Annotated in this window: 20 protein-coding genes; 16 read left to right on the top strand and 4 right to left on the bottom strand. The window is 53.2% G+C overall.

Features of this window, described 5'->3' with window-relative positions; translation table 11 throughout:
- Positions 1-79: 79 nt before the first annotated feature.
- The 9 genes from SPK40_RS19455 (at position 80) to rplI (ending at position 7,721) form a co-directional block, all read left to right on the top strand.
- Entirely contained in the window at positions 80-274 is a 195-nt protein-coding gene (locus SPK40_RS19455; protein WP_248144293.1) for a DUF2065 domain-containing protein, read from the top strand.
- Between the two features lie 122 nt (positions 275-396).
- The gene (locus SPK40_RS19450) at positions 397-1,695 is read left to right on the top strand and encodes an adenylosuccinate synthase (protein WP_330961603.1); all 1,299 of its coding nucleotides are present in this window, start codon (positions 397-399) and stop codon (positions 1,693-1,695) included.
- A gap of 190 nt (positions 1,696-1,885) precedes the next feature.
- Positions 1,886-2,512, top strand: a complete 627-nt coding sequence (motX, locus tag SPK40_RS19445) for a flagellar protein MotX (RefSeq protein WP_330961602.1) — start codon at positions 1,886-1,888, stop codon at positions 2,510-2,512.
- 258 nt (positions 2,513-2,770) lie between these two features.
- Positions 2,771-5,314, top strand: coding sequence for a ribonuclease R (rnr, locus tag SPK40_RS19440; protein WP_330961601.1), 2,544 nt, complete (start codon positions 2,771-2,773; stop codon positions 5,312-5,314).
- On the top strand, positions 5,314-6,051 hold the full coding sequence (gene rlmB, locus SPK40_RS19435) for a 23S rRNA (guanosine(2251)-2'-O)-methyltransferase RlmB (RefSeq protein WP_248144289.1): 738 nt from the start codon (positions 5,314-5,316) through the stop codon (positions 6,049-6,051). Before rnr ends, rlmB begins: the two co-directional genes overlap by 1 nt.
- 241 nt (positions 6,052-6,292) lie before the next feature.
- Positions 6,293-6,679: a 30S ribosomal protein S6 gene (gene rpsF, locus SPK40_RS19430; RefSeq protein ID WP_248144288.1), complete on the top strand. Its 387-nt coding sequence runs from the start codon at positions 6,293-6,295 to the stop codon at positions 6,677-6,679.
- Between the two features lie 7 nt (positions 6,680-6,686).
- Entirely contained in the window at positions 6,687-6,989 is a 303-nt protein-coding gene (gene priB, locus SPK40_RS19425) for a primosomal replication protein N (protein WP_330961600.1), read from the top strand.
- A gap of 16 nt (positions 6,990-7,005) precedes the next feature.
- A complete protein-coding gene (rpsR, locus tag SPK40_RS19420; RefSeq protein ID WP_002539422.1) occupies positions 7,006-7,233 on the top strand; it encodes a 30S ribosomal protein S18 in 228 nt (75 codons plus the stop codon).
- Between the two features lie 35 nt (positions 7,234-7,268).
- Entirely contained in the window at positions 7,269-7,721 is a 453-nt protein-coding gene (gene rplI / locus SPK40_RS19415) for a 50S ribosomal protein L9 (RefSeq protein ID WP_036755427.1), read from the top strand.
- A gap of 90 nt (positions 7,722-7,811) precedes the next feature.
- Here the strand turns inward: rplI and SPK40_RS19410 are convergent, their stop codons facing one another.
- Positions 7,812-8,549, bottom strand: a complete 738-nt coding sequence (locus SPK40_RS19410; RefSeq protein ID WP_330961599.1) for a DUF481 domain-containing protein — start codon at positions 8,547-8,549, stop codon at positions 7,812-7,814.
- Between the two features lie 315 nt (positions 8,550-8,864).
- Between SPK40_RS19410 and SPK40_RS19405 the strand changes: the two genes are divergently transcribed.
- On the top strand, positions 8,865-10,265 hold the full coding sequence (locus SPK40_RS19405) for a replicative DNA helicase (RefSeq protein WP_248144285.1): 1,401 nt from the start codon (positions 8,865-8,867) through the stop codon (positions 10,263-10,265).
- 23 nt (positions 10,266-10,288) lie between these two features.
- Positions 10,289-11,368 (top strand): alanine racemase, encoded by a 1,080-nt coding sequence (gene alr / locus SPK40_RS19400; RefSeq protein ID WP_330961598.1) that lies wholly within the window; start codon positions 10,289-10,291, stop codon positions 11,366-11,368.
- Between the two features lie 142 nt (positions 11,369-11,510).
- Here alr and SPK40_RS19395 read toward each other — a convergent pair whose 3' ends face one another.
- Complete coding sequence (locus SPK40_RS19395; protein WP_248144283.1) at positions 11,511-12,977, bottom strand: RimK family protein; 1,467 nt, start codon at positions 12,975-12,977, stop codon at positions 11,511-11,513.
- Between the two features lie 75 nt (positions 12,978-13,052).
- On the opposite strand from SPK40_RS19395, the gene SPK40_RS19390 reads away from it, so the two are divergent.
- Complete coding sequence (locus SPK40_RS19390) at positions 13,053-14,165, top strand: GNAT family N-acetyltransferase/peptidase C39 family protein (RefSeq protein WP_330961597.1); 1,113 nt, start codon at positions 13,053-13,055, stop codon at positions 14,163-14,165.
- On the opposite strand, the gene SPK40_RS19385 is transcribed toward SPK40_RS19390, so the two are convergent.
- The gene (locus SPK40_RS19385) at positions 14,146-14,565 is read right to left on the bottom strand and encodes a secondary thiamine-phosphate synthase enzyme YjbQ (protein ID WP_330961596.1); all 420 of its coding nucleotides are present in this window, start codon (positions 14,563-14,565) and stop codon (positions 14,146-14,148) included. The genes SPK40_RS19390 and SPK40_RS19385 overlap by 20 nt on opposite strands.
- 218 nt (positions 14,566-14,783) lie before the next feature.
- On the opposite strand from SPK40_RS19385, the gene SPK40_RS19380 reads away from it, so the two are divergent.
- The 4 genes from SPK40_RS19380 to pgi all read left to right on the top strand — a co-directional run bounded on the left by SPK40_RS19380 (position 14,784) and on the right by pgi (position 18,432).
- Positions 14,784-15,485, top strand: a complete 702-nt coding sequence (locus tag SPK40_RS19380; protein ID WP_330961595.1) for a helix-turn-helix transcriptional regulator — start codon at positions 14,784-14,786, stop codon at positions 15,483-15,485.
- Positions 15,486-15,549: 64 nt separating this feature from the next.
- Positions 15,550-15,927, top strand: a complete 378-nt coding sequence (locus SPK40_RS19375; protein WP_330961594.1) for a VOC family protein — start codon at positions 15,550-15,552, stop codon at positions 15,925-15,927.
- Between the two features lie 2 nt (positions 15,928-15,929).
- Positions 15,930-16,391, top strand: a complete 462-nt coding sequence (locus tag SPK40_RS19370; protein ID WP_330961593.1) for an EVE domain-containing protein — start codon at positions 15,930-15,932, stop codon at positions 16,389-16,391.
- A gap of 388 nt (positions 16,392-16,779) precedes the next feature.
- Entirely contained in the window at positions 16,780-18,432 is a 1,653-nt protein-coding gene (pgi, locus tag SPK40_RS19365) for a glucose-6-phosphate isomerase (protein WP_330961592.1), read from the top strand.
- Positions 18,433-18,508: 76 nt separating this feature from the next.
- Here the strand turns inward: pgi and SPK40_RS19360 are convergent, their stop codons facing one another.
- Entirely contained in the window at positions 18,509-18,718 is a 210-nt protein-coding gene (locus SPK40_RS19360) for a cold-shock protein (RefSeq protein WP_036755448.1), read from the bottom strand.
- Positions 18,719-18,825: the final 107 nt, after the last annotated feature.

Here is an 18,825-nt window from a genome sequence, read left to right as displayed (position 1 = left end):
AAAAAGACAAGGCAATTGCCTTGTCTTTTTTTTGCCTGTCTCCCGGGAGACAGGTGTTTGATGCAAAAGGAGATACAGAATGAGCCAAGTATTCTGGCTGGCCGTCGGATTGGTCTTGATTTTAGAGGGACTAGGGCCGTTGCTGGCACCCAGAGGCTGGCGGGAGATGGTCAGTCAGCTCAGTCGTCAGGATGATCCGACTTTACGCCGGATTGGCGGTTGTCTGGTTGTCGCCGGTGCTGTCATTGCATATATCATGTTCACCCGGCTGTAAATCTCAGCCTGAGCTAATCGTGAAGCCCGCCTTAGGAATTTCTGGCTCATGGTCAAAAAATGACTGCAAGCAATTTTGGAAGGTGCTAGAATCCATTTTTAACAACTGATAGATGAAGAAAGATGGCAAACAATGTAGTCGTTCTCGGCACCCAGTGGGGTGACGAAGGTAAGGGCAAGATCGTTGATCTGCTGACTGAAGATGCACAGTATGTGGTTCGCTACCAGGGTGGTCACAACGCGGGTCATACCCTTGTCATTGACGGTGAGAAAACTGTCCTGCACTTAATCCCTTCAGGCATTCTGCGTGAAAACGTGAAATGCATTATCGGTAACGGTGTCGTCCTTTCTCCTGATGCGCTGCTGAAAGAAATGGAACCCCTGGAAGCCCGTGGTATTCCAGTTCGTGAGCGTTTATTCCTGTCAGAAGCTTGTCCGCTAATTCTTCAGTACCATATTGCTCTGGACCAGGCGCGTGAACTGGCGCGTGGCAAGAAAGCTATCGGTACGACGGGTCGTGGTATCGGTCCTGCCTATGAAGATAAAGTCGCTCGCCGTGGTCTGCGTGTTGGCGATCTGTTCGATAAAGAAGCATTTGCCGAGAAGCTTAAGGAAGTGATGGCTTACCATAACTTCCAGCTGGAGCATTACTACAACGCTGAACCTGTCAGCTATGAAGCTGTGCTGGAAAGTGTGATGGCTCAGGCGGATGTCCTGACTTCTATGGTCATTGACGTGACCCAGGAGCTGGATGATGCGCGTCAGCGTGGCGACAAAATCATGTTCGAAGGTGCGCAGGGCACACTGCTGGACATCGACCATGGCACTTACCCGTATGTAACATCTTCAAATACCACTGCTGGTGGTGTTGCTGCTGGTTCTGGTTTCGGTCCGCGTCACCTGGGTTATATCCTGGGTATCGCGAAAGCGTACTGTACTCGTGTGGGTGCAGGTCCGTTCCCGACTGAATTGGATGACGCTGTAGGCGAACACCTGGGCGTGAAAGGTAACGAGTTTGGTGCAACCACTGGCCGTAAACGCCGTTGTGGCTGGTTTGATGCAGTTGCAATGCGTCGTGCTGTACAAATCAACTCAGTGTCTGGTTTCTGTCTGACCAAGCTGGACGTTCTGGATGGTCTGGAAGAAATTAAGATCTGTACCGGCTACAAAATGCCAGACGGTCAGATCCTGAATGTCTCTCCAATGGCTGCAGATGCGTTTGAAAGTGTCGAGCCAATCTACGAAACAATGCCAGGCTGGACAGAGAGCACCTTCGGTGTGAAATCTCTGGAAGAGCTGCCACAGACTGCGCTGAACTACATTGCGCGTCTGGAAGAGCTGACTGGTGTGCCAATTGATTTGATCTCAACTGGACCGGATCGTAACGAAACTATCATCAAGGTTCACCCTTACGCAGGCTAATTGCCTGGTAAACTGAATCGATGATTAAAAGCCAGCCGTCAGGTTGGCTTTTTGTTTTTTGCTTTCTGAAATTTTGGCTAAAGTCTGAGACATGACTGCCGATAGACTTCATACGCTGTGTTTCCGTCTGAACCTGAATCAGGTGAAACCGGCTTAGTTGTATGAAGTGTCGATCAAAAGAGAGAGCGGAATGGTTCTGCGTGCAACCGTATTTTCAGCCCTGCTGGTGTCTTTGCCAGTGAGCGCCATTACAGATGTTGGTGATGCTGTTCCTCTGTATTCAGAGGCGGAGCTGATCCATCTGTTTGACGACAACCAGCAGTTGCAGCGCGTGAAAGCCGATGACTGCCAGTTGGTGCAGGATATTGAAGCCCGTGCGGAGCGAGTGGAGTCACCTGCTTACCAGTTTCTCTACGGTGATATGCTGGCCTGGGGCGTGTGCGTCAAACGCGACGTTGAGCAGGGGCTGTATTATATGGAATCGGCGGCCCGGCAAGGGTTACCGTCGGCACTGGAACAGCTTGGCCGTTACTATGCCAAAGGCACTCTGGTGCAGCAGGACAGAGAGCGTGCTGTTCCGTATTTGCGTGAAGCCGCGGCCATGGGAAATCTGGCCGCACGTATCGAGCTGGCCGAGTTACTGATCCAGGATTACGGCAGCCCGCTGGATTATGAAGATGCCTATCGCTGGCTGTATCAGTCTGCAACGGCAGATCGCCATACACATCGTAAGATCACCAAATTACGCTACGACTTAGAACAGCGTATGCCGTCCAATGTGGTTGCCCGCGCCAAACGCCGCGAGAACTTCTGGTAATCCCCTTGATCGCGGCGATTTTTGGGCCGCGGTATCTTTTCAGGCAGTGAGCGCTTAGAATGTGATCTGAGCGGCATCTGTTTTGTCGCGTAGCCAACGTTGCCCAGTGTCAGGCAGCTATATAGAAAAAGCGTGCAAGCGACAGATTTACACGCACTGATAGTTTTCATTGATTGGAGCGGAACTTGACCTGCTCCCCACTAATTTTTGATGGCAGTTATATACTTAGGTTCATTAGCTGCCAATACGGATTATTTTATGTCCAAAGGTACAACTGATTTACCTGTCGATCCTTTCCGCGAGCGGGAAGCTCAAAATTACGAAAATCCCATCCCCAGCCGTGAACTGATTTTAGAAGTCATCCGTGGCTTCAGCACCCCGGTCAACCGTGATCAGCTGTTTACAGCACTGCAGCTGGCAGGTGAAGACCAGTATGAAGGCCTGCGTCGGCGTTTACGGGCGATGGAACGCGATGGCCAGCTGGTGTATACCCGCCGTCAGTGTTATGCCCTGCCGGAGCGGCTGGATCTGATCAAAGGCCATGTGATTGGTCACAAAGACGGCTTTGGTTTCCTGCGTCCGGAAGGCAGCGGTACTGCCCGCCAGGATGACCTGCTGTTGCCAGCCCACCAGATGCGTGGCGTGATCCACGGTGACTATGTGCTGGTTCAGGTTGCCGGAGTCGATAAGCGCGGCCGCCGTGAAGGGCGGATTGTACGCGTGCTGCAGGAATACAGCGGTCAGATCGTCGGCCGCTATTTTATTGAAGACGGCATGGGTTATGTCGTGCCGGATGATTCACGTATCGCACAGGATATCGTGATTCCGCAGGATGCCCGTCTGGGTGCCCGGATGGGGAACGTGGTGGTGGTCGAGATCACCCAGCGTGCCACGCGTCAGTACAACGCTGTGGGTAAAGTGGTCGAAGTGCTGGGCGAAAATATGGCGCCGGGCATGGAAATCGAAATTGCACTGCGCACTTATGACATTCCGCATGTGTGGCCAGCAGAGGTCGAGAAACAGGTCGCTCACCTTTCGGAAGAAGTCCCGGAAGAAGCCAAAAAAGGGCGGGTTGATCTGCGAGAACTGCCATTGGTCACGATTGACGGTGAAGATGCCCGCGACTTTGATGACGCCGTTTACTGTGAGAAGAAAAAGTCCGGCGGCTGGCGCCTGTGGGTTGCCATTGCCGACGTCAGTTATTACGTACGTCCGGATTCAGCGTTAGACAAAGAAGCGATCCAGCGCGGTAACTCGGTTTATTTCCCGTCTCAGGTGATTCCGATGCTGCCTGAAGTACTGTCGAACGGACTGTGCTCGCTGAACCCGCAGGTCGATCGTCTGTGTATGGTCTGTGAAATGACCATCTCAGCAGCGGGTAAGCTGTCGGGATACAGACACTATGAAGCGGTCATGAACTCTCATGCCCGTCTGACGTACACCAAAGTCAGCAAGATGCTGGAAGGGGATGAACCCCTACGTGAGCGTTATGCGCCACTGGTTCCGCACCTGGAAGAGCTGTACCAAATGTACAAGGTGCTGAAGCAGGCCCGGGAAGAGCGGGGTGCCATTGAGTTTGAAACGGTGGAAACCCAGTTCATCTTCAATGCTGACCGGAAGATCGACCGCATTGTGCCCGCAGAGCGCAACGACGCCCATAAGATCATCGAAGAATGTATGATCATGGCGAACGTCGCATCAGCCAAGCTGGTGGAAAAAGCCAAAGAGCCGGCCTTGTACCGGGTGCATGACACCCCGGGTGAAGAGCGTCTGACCGGCTTTCGGGATTTCCTGGGTGAGCTGGGTCTGAACCTGACCGGCGGGCTGGAACCTGCGCCGAGCGACTACGCGCATCTGGCTGCGGCGATCCAGAATCGTCCGGATAAAGAACTGATTCAGACCATGCTGCTGCGTTCCATGAAGCAGGCTGTTTATCAGGCGGATAACATTGGTCACTTTGGTCTGGCCCTGAATTCGTACGCGCATTTTACTTCGCCGATCCGCCGTTATCCGGATCTGGCATTGCACCGCGCACTCAAGTATCTGATTGCGAAAGAAAACGGCACGAACACTGATCGCTGGACACCAACGGGTGGCTACCACTATTCCTTCGACGATATGGATGTGCTGGGTGAGCAGTGTTCGATGACTGAGCGCCGTGCTGATGATGCGACCCGTGATGTGGCGGACTGGCTCAAGTGTGAATACATGCAGGACCACGTCGGTGATGAGTTTGACGGTGTGATTGCCAATGTTACCGGTTTTGGTTTCTTTGTCCGCCTCAATGAGCTGAACATCGACGGGCTGGTACATATCTCGAATCTGGACAACGACTACTACCAGTATGATCCGATCGGCCAGCGGCTGATTGGCGATGCTTCCGGCAAGATTTATCGACTCGGTGATGCTGTGAAGGTCAAAGTCGCGGCAATCAACCTCAATGATCGCCAGATTGATTTTGAACTGGTCGGTGGCGGCCGTAAGGTACGCAGACCCGGGAAAACAGCCCAGACCCGTGATAAGCAACAGCGGATGCGTAAGGCGGAAGGCTTGCAACGTCAGAGTCTGAAAGTGTTCCGGGTCGAGAACGGGGAAGCCCAGCCAGAGCACAAAGCGGAATCGAAAAAAGAGCGTTCATCCGTGCGTCAGCAACTGAAATCAGGTATGGTGCCGCGGCCGGAAGGTGACGACGGTCAGCCAGGCAAAAAAGCCAAGAAAAAAGATAAAGCGAAAAAGAAATCGGTCAAGGCCCGCAAGCAGCGGGCCGGTAAGAAAGAACGGGCGGCGAAGAAGAAAAAATAATGCGTAATGATATGATTTTCGGCATTCATGCCGTAAGCGCAGTGCTGGGTTCCGACCCGGCACGTTTCATTGAAGTCTTTGTGCTGAAAGGGCGTCAGGACGAGCGTTTGCTGCCGCTGTTGAATGAACTGCAACGGTTGGGTGTGACCATTCAGCAAGCGGGTCGTAAGGCACTGGATGACAAATCCGATGGTGGCAGTCATCAGGGCATTGTGGCGCGGGTCAAACCGGGCAAACAGTACAATGAAAATGATCTGGACGACCTTCTGGCCGGGCAGGAAAACCCATTGTTACTGGTGCTGGATGGCGTGACCGATCCGCACAATCTGGGTGCCTGTCTGCGAAATGCTGATGCAGCGGGCGTGGCGGCAGTGATCGTACCGAAAGATCGCGCAGCGCAGCTGAATGCGACAGCATCGAAAGTGGCTTGCGGCGCCGCAGAAGTCGTGCCGCTCATCCGGGTGACGAACCTGGCCCGTACCCTGCGCGCATTGCAGGACAAAGGCGTCTGGGTTGTCGGGACTGCCGGTGAAGCAACACATGACCTGTATCAGAGCAAACTAACCGGACCGCTGGCCATTGTGATGGGGGCTGAAGGGGAAGGCATGCGACGTCTGACCCGTGAGACCTGTGACGATTTGATTAAAATCCCGATGGCCGGTTCTGTGTCCAGTCTGAACGTCTCGGTAGCGACCGGAATTTGCCTGTTTGAGGCGGTGCGTCAGCGTCAGGGATAACAAATCCGCAGCGCAGCGTTTGCCTGGAGTTTGACTGAAACGCCACCCATTCGGGTGGCGTTTTTTATGCGATGGAAAAATATCGCTGATTGAGGGTCTGCCGTCACAGTTTTAGTTGCGCTCGCCGGTGTAATTCTGTACTATCTCGCGCCTAAATTCTCGGTTTTATACCCTTAGTTCCTTGCTTCCCCAGGATGACCGAGCCGAACAGGGAAGCTGAATAATCCGTAAGGAGCAACAAATGCGTCATTACGAAATCGTATTTATGGTGCACCCAGATCAAAGCGAGCAAGTTGCTGGCATGGTCGAGCGTTACACTGGTGCTATCAAAGATTCTGGCGGTCAGATCCACCGTCTGGAAGATTGGGGCCGTCGTCAACTGGCTTACCCAATCAACAAACTGCACAAAGCTCACTACGTTCTGATGAACGTTGAAGCAGAGCAGTCTGTTATCGACGAGCTGGAGTCTAACTTCCGCTTCAACGACGCTGTGATCCGTAACATGATCATGCGCACTAAAGGCGCTATCACTGAGCCATCTCCAATGATGAAGGCTAAAGAAGAGCGTGCCCCACGTCGTGACGAGCGTGCAGAAGCACAATCTGAAGACGAAGCTGCAGCTGAGTAATCATTGAATGACCAATCGTCTGGAGTTGTCTGGCACAGTTGCCAAACACCCCAAACGAAGTCAGTCCCCGGCTGGCGTGCCTCATTGTTACTTTGTGCTTGAGCATCGTTCCAGTCAGGTGGAAGCGGGCTTACCCCGTCAGGTGTATTGCTACATCAACGTGGTAGTCAGCGGCAAAGGTCAGCAAATACTCACTCAAGATTTAGCTGTCGGAAGCAACATTACAGCCGGGGGATTTATCTCGTGGCAAACCGGCCGGAATGGCATTGGTAAGTTAGTGTTGCACGCCGATCACATTGAAAAAATTTAGTTCAGGAGATAAGCCCATGGCACGTTTCTTCCGTCGTCGTAAATTCTGCCGTTTTACTGCAGAAGGCGTACAAGAGATTGACTACAAAGACGTAGCAACTCTGAAAAACTACATCACTGAAGCTGGTAAAATCGTACCAAGCCGTATCACTGGTACTCGTGCGAAGTATCAGCGTCAGCTGGCACGCGCTATCAAGCGTTCACGTTACCTGGCTCTGCTGCCATACACTGACAAACATCAGTAATTGGCCGGTTTCATTAAGTTTAAGAGGACAAGATAATGCAAGTTATTCTACTTGATAAAATCGGTAACCTGGGCAGCCTTGGTGATCAGGTAAGCGTTAAAGCTGGTTATGCTCGTAACTTCCTGATCCCTCAGGGTAAAGCTGTTATGGCTACCAAAGCGAACGTTGAAATGTTCGAAGCACGTCGTGCTGAGCTGGAAGCGAAAGTTGCTGAGCAACTGACTGCTGCTCAAGCGCGCGCTGAGAAAGTTAACGCTCTGGAAGCAGTAGTGATTGCTTCTAAAGCGGGTGACGAAGGTAAACTGTTCGGTTCTATCGGTACTCGTGACATCGCTGATGCAGTAACTGCTGCTGGCGTTGAAGTAGCGAAGAGCGAAGTACGTCTGCCAGAAGGTGCACTGCGCACTACTGGCGAATTCGAGATCAGCCTGCAGCTGCACTCTGACGTATTCGCAACAGTAAACGTGAACGTTGTTGCTGCTGAGTAATCAGTTGCCACGCGTCTGCGAAAAAAACCAGCCTCCGGGCTGGTTTTTTTGTCTCTGAAATCTGCCAGATGAAATAATGCGGTAAGTAATTTAGTACTGGAACAGCAGATTGACGGTCATGGTGCCGTCTCGCTTTTGCAGCCCTTCCGGTACCCAACTGTTGAACTTCTGGGTATTACTGAGTTTGATGGCAATGTGCTCGGAGACCGCACTGGTCATTGAAACCTGCGTTTCCAGCGTGCTGTTGCTGTTTCCGGCAATGCCGGTCAGTTTGAGGCTCAGCTCGACGTCCTTGGACGGTTTCCAGATGATCCGGGTGCTGCCCCGCAGGATCAGTTCATCGACGGTTTCCGGCACGACGATGTCATCATCGTCGATCTCGTCAACATTGGGCTCCTGATGGCGGTAGCCTGGTCCGGCTTCAACTTCCATCATCAGATTTTCCAGCCGGAATACCCGGTAACCCAGACCCGTCGCCAGGGTGAAATCCTTGAAGTAAGGCCCGTATTTGTCATCAATGTAACTGGTGTTGCCCAGCACATAGGCCCGCTCATTGATGATGTAGTCGCTCTGCAGCTCCATCTGGCCTTTGCGCTTCTTTTCTTTGTTATCTTCCTCGGCCAGCAGATACTTCGCTTCGACCTGCTGCCTGAACTGATCTTTCACATAGGTCAGGCCCAGGCGGGAGTTCAGGGATTTCGTATTCGAGTTGCCGGAGAGCGATTGGTACCCCAGTTCCAGTTCACTGTTCCAGGGCGAGGTGATCGGCGGGAGTTCGGGGACATCCTCAGCACGGGCAGGCGTGGCCAGAATCAGTCCTGCTGTCATTGCACAAAGCAGTATGCATTGATTTGCCAAGTGCCCTCCAACGACCGACACAAGAAACGACAAGGGGCACAAAAAAGTGCAGATGAATACAGACGCAAGTTTTTCTGGGGGGACTTGCGTATGAGCGGCGCAGTGTAGCCGAAAAATGTCAGCTGATCGTCAGAATGTCAGCCAATTCGGCATATATTTTGTGGAAGTGCCGTAAGATTGGGCAGGGTGATTATTTGCGGGGCTTTTTTGTCTCAATGGCTGCCTGCGGGCGGGGATGTTCAGGTATACTAACGGGCCGGATTCAGGTTAATCGTGCAAGTGGTTATGGCAGAAAACAGTAAATCCAATCGAGCAAAAGACAGTCAGATGGACGCCATCAAGATGCCGCCTCATTCTCTGGAAGCAGAGCAGTCGGTACTGGGCGGCCTGTTGCTGGATAATGAGCGCTGGGACAGCGTCGCAGAGAAGGTCGTGTCGCGCGATTTCTACAGTCGTCCGCACCGGATGATTTTTGAGGCGGCCGCCGGGCTACTGGAATCCGGTCAGCCACTCGATTTAATCACCCTGTCAGAACGGCTGGAGCAGTTAGACCAGCTGGATGATGTGGGCGGTTTCGCTTATCTGGCCGAGCTGGCCAAAAACACCCCGTCGGCGGCGAACATTGCCGCGTATACCGATATCGTCCGTGAGCGGGCGCTGATCCGTGACATGATCGGGGTTGCGAACGAAATTGCCGATGCCGGTTACGATCCGCAGGGTCGCAGCAGTGAAGATCTGCTGGACATGGCTGAGAGTAAGGTTTTCGCCATTGCCGAGCAGCGCACCAATGAGAACGAAGGTCCGCAGAACGTCGATACCATTCTGGAAAAGACGCTGGAACGGATTGAGCTGCTGTATCAGTCGCCGCAGGATGGTGTGACCGGGGTTTCGACCGGGTTTACTGACCTGAACAAAAAAACTGCCGGCCTGCAGGGCTCAGATCTGATCATCGTCGCTGCCCGTCCGTCGATGGGTAAAACCACTTTTGCCATGAACCTTTGTGAAAATGCGGCGATGGAGCAGGAAAAACCGGTGCTGATCTTCTCGCTGGAGATGCCCGCGGAACAAATCATGATGCGTATGCTGGCCTCGCTGTCCCGGGTCGATCAGACCAAAATCCGGACCGGCCAGCTGGATGACGAAGACTGGGCACGGATTTCGTCAACCATGGGCATTCTGATGGAAAAGAAAAACATGTACATCGACGACAGCTCGGGTCTGACACCGACGGAAGTCCGATCCCGTGCCCGCCGGATTGCCCGTGAACACGGCGGTCTGAGCCTCATCATGGTCGACTACCTTCAGCTGATGCGTGTGCCGGGTCTGCAGGATAACCGGACCCTGGAGATTGCAGAAATTTCCCGCTCCCTGAAAGCACTGGCGAAAGAGCTGAATGTGCCGGTGGTGGCACTGTCACAGCTGAACCGATCGCTGGAGCAGCGGGCCGATAAGCGCCCGGTGAACTCGGACTTGCGTGAATCCGGTGCCATCGAGCAGGATGCGGACTTGATCATGTTTATTTACCGTGATGAGGTATATCACGAAGACAGTGCCCTCAAAGGCATTGCAGAAATCATCATCGGTAAACAACGGAACGGTCCGATTGGTTCCGTACGTCTCACCTTCCAGGGCCAGTTCTCCCGTTTCGATAACTATGCCGGCCCGGCTTTTGATGATGAGTATTGAAATCCCCAGCAGTAGGAAAATGAATGAAAGCCGCGACCGCCTATATTGATCTCCAGGCCCTGCGCCAGAACGTCAGTCTGCTCAGACAGCAGACACCGGGTTGTAAGTTACTTGCGATGGTCAAGGCCAATGGATACGGGCACGGGCTGGAGCAAGTGGCGACCGGGCTGCCGGATGCGGACGGTTACGGGGTTGCCCGGATTGAAGAAGCGCTGTCACTGCGTGCCTGTGGCGTGGTGAAGCCGATTCTGTTAATGGAAGGGTTCTATTCGCCAACCGATTTACCGGTTCTGGTGACCAACAACATTCAGACGGTGGTCCATACGCTTGAACAACTGGAAGCCCTGGAGCAGGCGACACTGGATACACCGGTGAAAGTGTGGCTGAAGATTGACAGCGGCATGCACCGGCTGGGTGTCCGGCCGGAAGAGTTTGAAGCATTTGTCGACCGTCTGCACGCCAGCCCGAACGTGGCGCAACCGCTGCGTTATATGAGCCATTTCGCTTGTGCGGACGAACTGGACAGTCCGGAAACGAAAGCACAGATCCAAACATTTATGTCGCTGACGGAAGGATGTCGCGGCGAACGTTCGCTGGCAAACTCTGCCGGTATTCTGGCCTGGCCTGAGAGCCATCTGGACTGGATTCGTCCGGGGATCATCATGTACGGCATTTCGCCTTTTGCTGAGAAGAGCCATTCTGCGGCAGCCCTTGGCATGCGCCCTGTGATGACACTGACCTCCAGTGTGATTGCCGTGCGGACGGTGAAAAAGGGTGAAGCCGTCGGGTATGGCGGTACCTGGGTCAGCGAACGGGATACGAAAATTGGTGTGGTTGCCATTGGCTATGGTGATGGCTATCCGCGTACGGCGCCGAACGGCACGCCGGTGCTGATCAATAGTCGTCAGGTGCCGATTGCCGGACGGGTGTCGATGGACATGCTGACGGTTGATCTTGGTCCGGATGCGACAGACAAAGTCGGGGATGAGGCTGTTTTATGGGGGCAGGGGCTGCCTGCCGAAGTGGTGGCAGATTATGTGGGGACCATTGCGTATGAGCTGGTCACCAAACTGACTTCCCGGGTCGCCATGGCTTACCGGTAATGATCACCGGTATGATGACGGGAAGCGGTATTGTTTCCTGAAATCTCGAAGCCTGATAGTAAACAAGCCGTGGTTTCCGCCACGGCTTGTTTGTTTTCGGCGGACATAGATACCGTCAAAGACGGGAGCCCATGAATCCGGGTCAGAAGCCGCGCAGCTGGATCCGGCGCAGGAATTCAGTCATCACCCGGTCGTAGAGCAAATCGCCGAGAAATGCATCTTCAACTTTATGGTCAATACTTGGGTTATCGTTGATTTCAATCACCACCACCTGACCGTTCACTTCTTTCAGATCGACACCATACAGACCAGAACCGATCTGGTTGGCTGCCTTGAGCGCCACATCAATCACGTTCTTTGGCACCTGTTTCAGATCCAGGGTCTCAAAGCCCCCGGAACTGACCCGGCCGCTGTTGTGGTGCTGATAAATCTGCCAGTGACCACGGCTCATATAATATTTGCAGGCAAACAGTGGCTGCCGGTTCAGAACACCAATCCGCCAGTCGAAGTCTGTCGGCAGAAACTCCTGAGCCAGAATCAGGGTACTGCGAGCAAACAGGGTGTCCATCTGTGTCAGTAATTCGTCGCGGTTCTTCACTTTGACCACGCCCACCGAGAAAGCACCGTCCGGCACTTTCAGGACCATCGGATAGCCGATGTCGTTCTCAGCCTGCTCCAGCCAGCCGGGGTCGAAACTTTTCAGGACCGCGCTTTTCGGTGTCGGCACTTTGTGTAAGCGCAGCAGCTCGGTCAGGAAGACCTTGTTGGTGCACTTCATGATGGATTCCGGATCATCCATCACCACCAGTCCCAGTTTCTCGGCCGTTTTGGCGAAACGGTAGGTAAAATTGCCGATATTGGTCGTGGCGCGGATAAACAGGCCGTCAAATTCCCCTAACCGTGACAGATCATCCGGGGTGATGGTTTGCAGGCGCATCCCCAGTCGTTTGGCCGCCTTTTTGAAGTTGCTCAGCGCTGTGCTGTCGGATGGCGGCATTTTCTCGCTCGGATCAATCAGCAACGCCAGATCATAGCGGGCGTTTTTGTTTGGCTTTGGCGATCGCCAGACTTTGTTCGAGAAGCGCTCCAGTGCCTCGGCAAATAAATCCTGTTCCGGATCGGTCAGATCCTGAAAGGGAAACGGCAGGATCTGGTCCACCTGCCAGTGCGCATCCGAACGGCGAATCGTCACCTTGATGACAGGCACCATAAAATGCTCGAACAGGCGGCGGGCAATTTTTTCAAAGCCCGGCACCTTCGACTGACCAAAGTAAATTTTCTCTTCCAGCTGTTCTCCGGGTGACAGCAGCTGGTGGGCAAATGCTTTTTCCAACTGATCAGACGGCACGGATAACAGGAAGGGCTGGGACAGATCATTGATGGTCATGACCCTCGGGATCACCCGGTGTCCGCGGGCTTCCGCCATCAGCGAGCAATAGTAGCCGCTGCTCATATAGCCGTAGTCGCGGCAGAGGTTGATTACCTGCGTCGCCTTGTTTTCACAAAACGCACCCTGCTGCAAATAGGTATCGACAGTGACGACCCTGTCGGAGGGGAAATACTGCCGCCAGTCACTGTCGTTATCGGTAATAATGAGGACTTTAGTCATCTTTTCATTCACCTATAGCCTTGCGGCTAATTTTGGGATTAAATCGAACTAGTCCACTCAAGCGTGAATCAGTCCATGATAGTCCGTATTGCACAGCTTTATGATCTAGTTAGTTTAAATACTCTCGAGGCTCAGCTTTTCGACGGAGATCGAATTTCTCCCCGTCAGATGCGGCGGTTTATTAAATCACCTCAGAGTGTGCTGTTTGTCGCGGAAGATGAAGGCCAAATTGCCGGCTACGGGCTGGTGTTGTTTCACCGGGGTACCCAGCTGGCACGATTGTATTCCCTTGCCGTCGATCCCGTTTACCGAGGCAGGCACATTGCCCAGCAGTTACTGTCTGCGTGTGAAGCGGCGGCACTGGAAAACGGTTTCAATACATTAAGGCTGGAAGTGCGGAATGACAATGTCGCCGCGCGAAATCTCTATGAAAAATGTGGATATAAACCATTAAAAGTTTTAATCCATTATTACGATGATCTGGCGGATGGAATCCGGATGCAAAAGCGTCTGAGTCCCATTGAGGCAAAGCAGCTGTTGCCGTTACCGTTATATGTCCAGACGACCCCGTTTACCTGCGGGCCATCCTGTCTGATGATGAGTCTGTCTTATCTCGATCCTGATTATCAGCCCAGCCGGCAGGCAGAGATGCAGCTGTGGCGTGAGGCCACCACCATCTTTATGGCATCGGGCCACGGGGGATGCAGCGGGCATGGTCTGGCACTGGCGGCACACCGCCGCGGATGCCGGGTTGAACTCTGGACTCAGTCCCTCTCCACGCCTTTTATCGACAGTGTTCGGGATCCGAAAAAGAAAGACATCATTGAACTGGTGCACCAGGACTTCTGCCAGCAACTGGATGAAGCCGGAGTCCCTGTGGTTGACGCCATGCCAGCGGTAGAACAAATTGAGGACTGGCTCAAGCAGGGGTGCTGTCTGCTGATGCTGATCAGCACCTATCGCTTCAACGGCAGCAAAGAGCCGCACTGGATAGTGCTGAGCGGGGTCAGTGATCAGTTCTTCTTCTTTCATGACCCCTATGCGGAAGACAAGACCGATATTGGTCATCGGGCCCATATTCCGCTGAACAAAGCCGGTCTGAGCCAGATCCTCGGCTTTGGCCGCCAGAAGCATACGGCCTGCGTGGTGATCCACCCGAATCAGGCCGTTACTCGCCCTGCAGCGTGATAATTACTTTGCGGCTGCCGCCGTGGTTGCGGTGTTCTCCCAGATAAATGCCCTGCCAGGTCCCCAGCGCCAGACGACCGCTGGCAATCGGCAGGGTTACACTGCTGCCTAAGGTTGAGGCTTTGATGTGGGCCGGCATGTCATCGTCACCTTCGTCAGTGTGGCGGTAATAAGGAGCCCGCTCCGGCACCGACTGGTTGAAGTGGGCTTCCATATCGCTGCGCACCGTCGGGTCGGCATTCTCATTGACGGTCAGGCTGGCGGAGGTGTGCTGGATAAACAGGTGCGCCAGCCCGATCTGAAAATTGCTGAGTTCTGGCAGTTGCCGTTCAATTTCATCGGTGATGAGGTGAAATCCGCGGGAACGGGGTTTTAACTGAATCGATTTTTGAAACCACATTGATTCTGCTCGCTGTAAAAGATGATTGGCTGGTGGCACTTGATGCCCACCCGTCTAGCCTGATGGATGAAGACAGGATACCCAAAACGGACGCCGAACGGGGAGCCCCGCTTGTGATTTCTGTGCCGTCGGGTCCGGTTCTTTGTCGCGACGCTCTTTCGTCATCTGACGGGATTGGGCTAGAATCACCGTATATTTTTCACTGTTTCTTCAAGAATATGTCCCGTAGTCAACGTCTGTTTGATCTTCTTCAGCATTTGCGCTGTCATAAATATCCGGTGTCAGCTGCGACGCTGGCTCGTGAGCTGGGTGTCAGTGTGCGGACGGTGTACCGGGATATAGCCACCTTGCAGGCGCAAGGGGCCGAGATTGAAGGTGAAGCGGGCCTGGGGTATATCCTGAAACCCGGCTTTACGCTGCCGCCCCTGATGTTTTCCGTCGATGAACTGGAAGCGTTGCTGATGGGCGCGGAATGGATTTCCAGTCAGGCCAAGGGTGAATTTTCGGTGGCGGCCCAAAACGCAATTGCCAAAATATCGGCAGTGCTGCCGACCGAACTGAAACTCCAGCTGGCGACGGAAACGATGCGGGTCGCACCGGGGCCAGCGGCGCCTGAGTTACAGGTTGAACTGGCCGACATCAGAAAAGCCATCCGACAGGAGTCTGTGGTTTCCATGGGTTATACCGACTTAAACGGTCAGGTCACTCAGCGTGATGTCTGGCCCGTGGTGATCGGCTTTTTTCAGCAATGCTATCTGCTTGTAGCCTGGTGCGAAGTACGGCAGGCATTCAGGCATTTCCGGGTTGAGCGTATTCAGTCTTTCACTGAATCGGGGCGCAAATATCCCGAACCCCGTTACCAGTTGCTGAGGCGATGGCGGGAAGCAGAAAAAATTAAAGAAAGGGCATCTTCCTACTGACAAGAATTGTCACGCGGTGCGATTAGCCTTGCTGTATCAAATCACAGTAAGGAGCGCCACCATTATGTCAGTCCCTTCAATGAACATCTGGTATGTCAGCCAGATCAGTCAAAGTGAAGCGTTCTACCAGCAATTGCTGGGATCTGCCGCCATTGAATCATCCCCTTCATTTGCAATGTTTCAACTCAATTCATCCGCGATGCTGGGATTATGGTCGGCATCGGGTGTTTTGCCGCCGTTATCTGAATCGCAGGCTACGGTCAGGCAGAGCGGTGAACTGTGCCTGCTTCAGTCTCACCGGGCGACCGTTGATCAGGCTTATCAGCACTGTCTGAATCAGGGACTCGCCATTGCTCAGGTGCCGTCTGAGGCTGAGTTCGGGTATTCCTTTGTGGTGCTGGACCCGGACCGCAATCGGATCCGATATCTGGTAGCGAGCTGACCATGACCCGGTTCTGGGTGGCGACCGCGTCAGCCGATCACGTCGACCGCGGGAAAGTGTGGGGCATCATGCAGGTTTGCCACGGCAAAGGTACGCCGCTGAAACGGCTGTCAGCGGGGGATTGGGTAGTGTATTACTCACCGTCGCAAACGTACGGGCAAAGAAGTAAGCTGCAAGCGTTTACCGGGATCTGTTGTGTGCAGGACAAAGCCCCATATCAGGTTGATATAGGGCATGGTTTCAAGCCATTCCGGCGTGATGTCAGCTGGCTGGAGACGACACCGATACAGATTCACCCTCTGCTGGCGCGTCTTGCTTTTCATCAGGGAAGTCGTCACTGGGGAGCCAGATTCCGATACGGTTTATTTGAGATCTCCGCACACGATTTTCACCTGATTGCCGGGGCAATGCAGTGTTCGCCTCCCGAAGCGGCCCAGTTGTCCCTGTTCCCTGAAGTGATCTGAGTGGCAGTGGTCCGGCGGGCGGCTGATATCTTGATCGGTATCGGATCAGGTGTTGTTCAATTTCATCAGGGAGATAGCTGCATTCGTGCAGAGGATATGGTCGGAGACATCAGGTTTTATGCTGCATGTTGTTGTTATCACGGTATTACCTGTTAGCTGCAGCATGATTTTCTGTATTCTTCCCGTTCACAGCCGCTATGATTGATACGCTGAAAGCGTGACCTGGAGCAAAGCAGGGGGGACGCTGCTGGCGGCATAATTAACATTAAGTTGTAAATTTACCAAAATATCGCCATGCTTACGGCTGTGCTTACACCGTTGAATTGGGAAATCATGGCCGTGGCATTGGTCGCGCTGTCGTGAAAAATAACACATCAGGAACGTCATTATGTTGAAAAACATTAACCCCACGCAAACCCCGGCCTGGCAGGCACTGACTGCCCATTTTGAACAGGCGCAGGATCTGCAGCTCAGTGAGCTGTTTGCGCAGGATCCGTCACGGTTTGAAAAGTTTTCCGCTGCGTTCGGCAACGATATCCTGCTGGATTATTCAAAGAACCTTATCACTGAAGACACGCTGGCGAAGCTGTTTGATCTGGCTGAACAGACTGAACTGAAAACAGCGATTGGCGCCATGTTCAGCGGTGAGAAAATTAACCGTACCGAAGACCGTGCTGTGTTGCATGTTGCGCTACGTAACCGCAGCAACACACCCGTGCTGGTGGACGGCGAAGATGTGATGCCAAACGTCAATGCTGTGCTGGCGAAAATGAAGCAGTTCTCTGACCGCATCATCGGCGGTGAGTGGAAAGGGTATACCGGTAAGGAAATCACTGATGTTGTGAATATCGGCATTGGCGGTTCTGATCTGGGACCTTACATGGTGTCTGAAGCGCTGGCCCCTTACAAAACCCGCCTGAATCTGCACTTTGTCTCGAACGTTGACGGCACGCATATCGCGGAAACCCTGAAAGGGCTGAATCCGGAAACGACTCTGTTCCTGATTGCATCAAAAACTTTCACGACACAGGAAACCATGACCAACGCGCATTCTGCCCGTGACTGGTTCCTGGTTGACGCCAAAGATGAATCTCACGTTGCAAAACACTTTGCAGCACTGTCGACCAATGCTGATGCGGTGTCTGCATTCGGGATTGATACAGCTAACATGTTCGAATTCTGGGACTGGGTTGGCGGCCGTTACTCACTGTGGTCTGCGATCGGTCTGTCGATCTGCCTGTCCGTTGGTTACGATAATTTCGAAGCTTTGCTGGCGGGTGCCCATGCGATGGACAAGCACTTTGCCGAAGCACCGCTGACCGAAAACCTGCCGGTGATCCTGGCGCTGATTGGTCTGTGGTACAACAATTTCTTTGGTGCGGAATCGGAAGCAATTCTGCCGTACGACCAGTACATGCACCGCTTTGCGGCTTACTTCCAGCAGGGCAACATGGAGTCGAACGGCAAGTATGTTGACCGTGGCGGCAATCCGGTCGATTACCAGACGGGCCCAATCATTTGGGGTGAGCCGGGCACCAATGGTCAGCACGCGTTCTATCAGCTGATCCACCAGGGGACCAAACTGATCCCGTGTGACTTCATTGCACCGGCGGTCAGCCATAACCCGCTGAGCGATCACCATCCGAAACTGATGGCAAACTTCTTTGCGCAGACTGAAGCGCTGGCATTCGGGAAAACGCGTGCGCAGGTTGAAGCAGAGTTTATTGCTGCAGGGAAGTCGCTGGCGGACGTAGCTGAGCTGGTACCATTCAAAGTCTTTGAGGGGAATCGCCCGACCAACTCCATCCTGGTGAAACAGATCACCCCGCTGTCGCTGGGTGCACTGATTGCCATGTATGAGCACAAGATCTTCACTCAGGGTGTGATCTGGAATATCTACAGCTTTGATCAGTGGGGTGTTGAGCTGGGTAAACAGCTGGCGAATCAGATTCTGCCAGAGCTGGCGGATAATACGCCGGTGAGCAGCCATGACAGTTCAACGAATGGTCTGATTAATGCCTTTAAACAATGGCGTCAGTAAAAACAGACGGATTGTTCACAGATAAAAAAACGCCGCAGTGTTGCGGCGTTTTTTATGAGTTGCGCATGCCTTTCGGTTAAGACAGGGCGACCACTTCGCTGGCTTGCGGGCCTTTCTGGCCGTCAGTAACGATAAACTCAACGTTTTGGCCTTCTTTCAGGGTACGACGCCCCTGAGCCTGAATTGCGCTGAAATGAACGAAAACGTCCTTGCCGTCGGCGCCAGAGATAAAGCCAAAACCCTTTTCATCGTTGAACCATTTTACGGTTCCTGTCAGTTTACTCATTTGACGATCTTTCCTTTGTAATCTCATTTCCTTGCGTTACCCGAAGGCAGGCAACACGAACACTATTGATAAGCATCTTTTTATATGCATTGATACCTCAACAGCAT

The sequence above is a fragment of the Photobacterium sp. 53610 genome (assembly GCF_036409375.1).
In the GTDB taxonomy this organism is placed as follows: domain Bacteria; phylum Pseudomonadota; class Gammaproteobacteria; order Enterobacterales; family Vibrionaceae; genus Photobacterium.
Note: the sequence above shows the minus strand (reverse complement) of the source record. Positions and strands in the feature narration are given on the sequence as shown.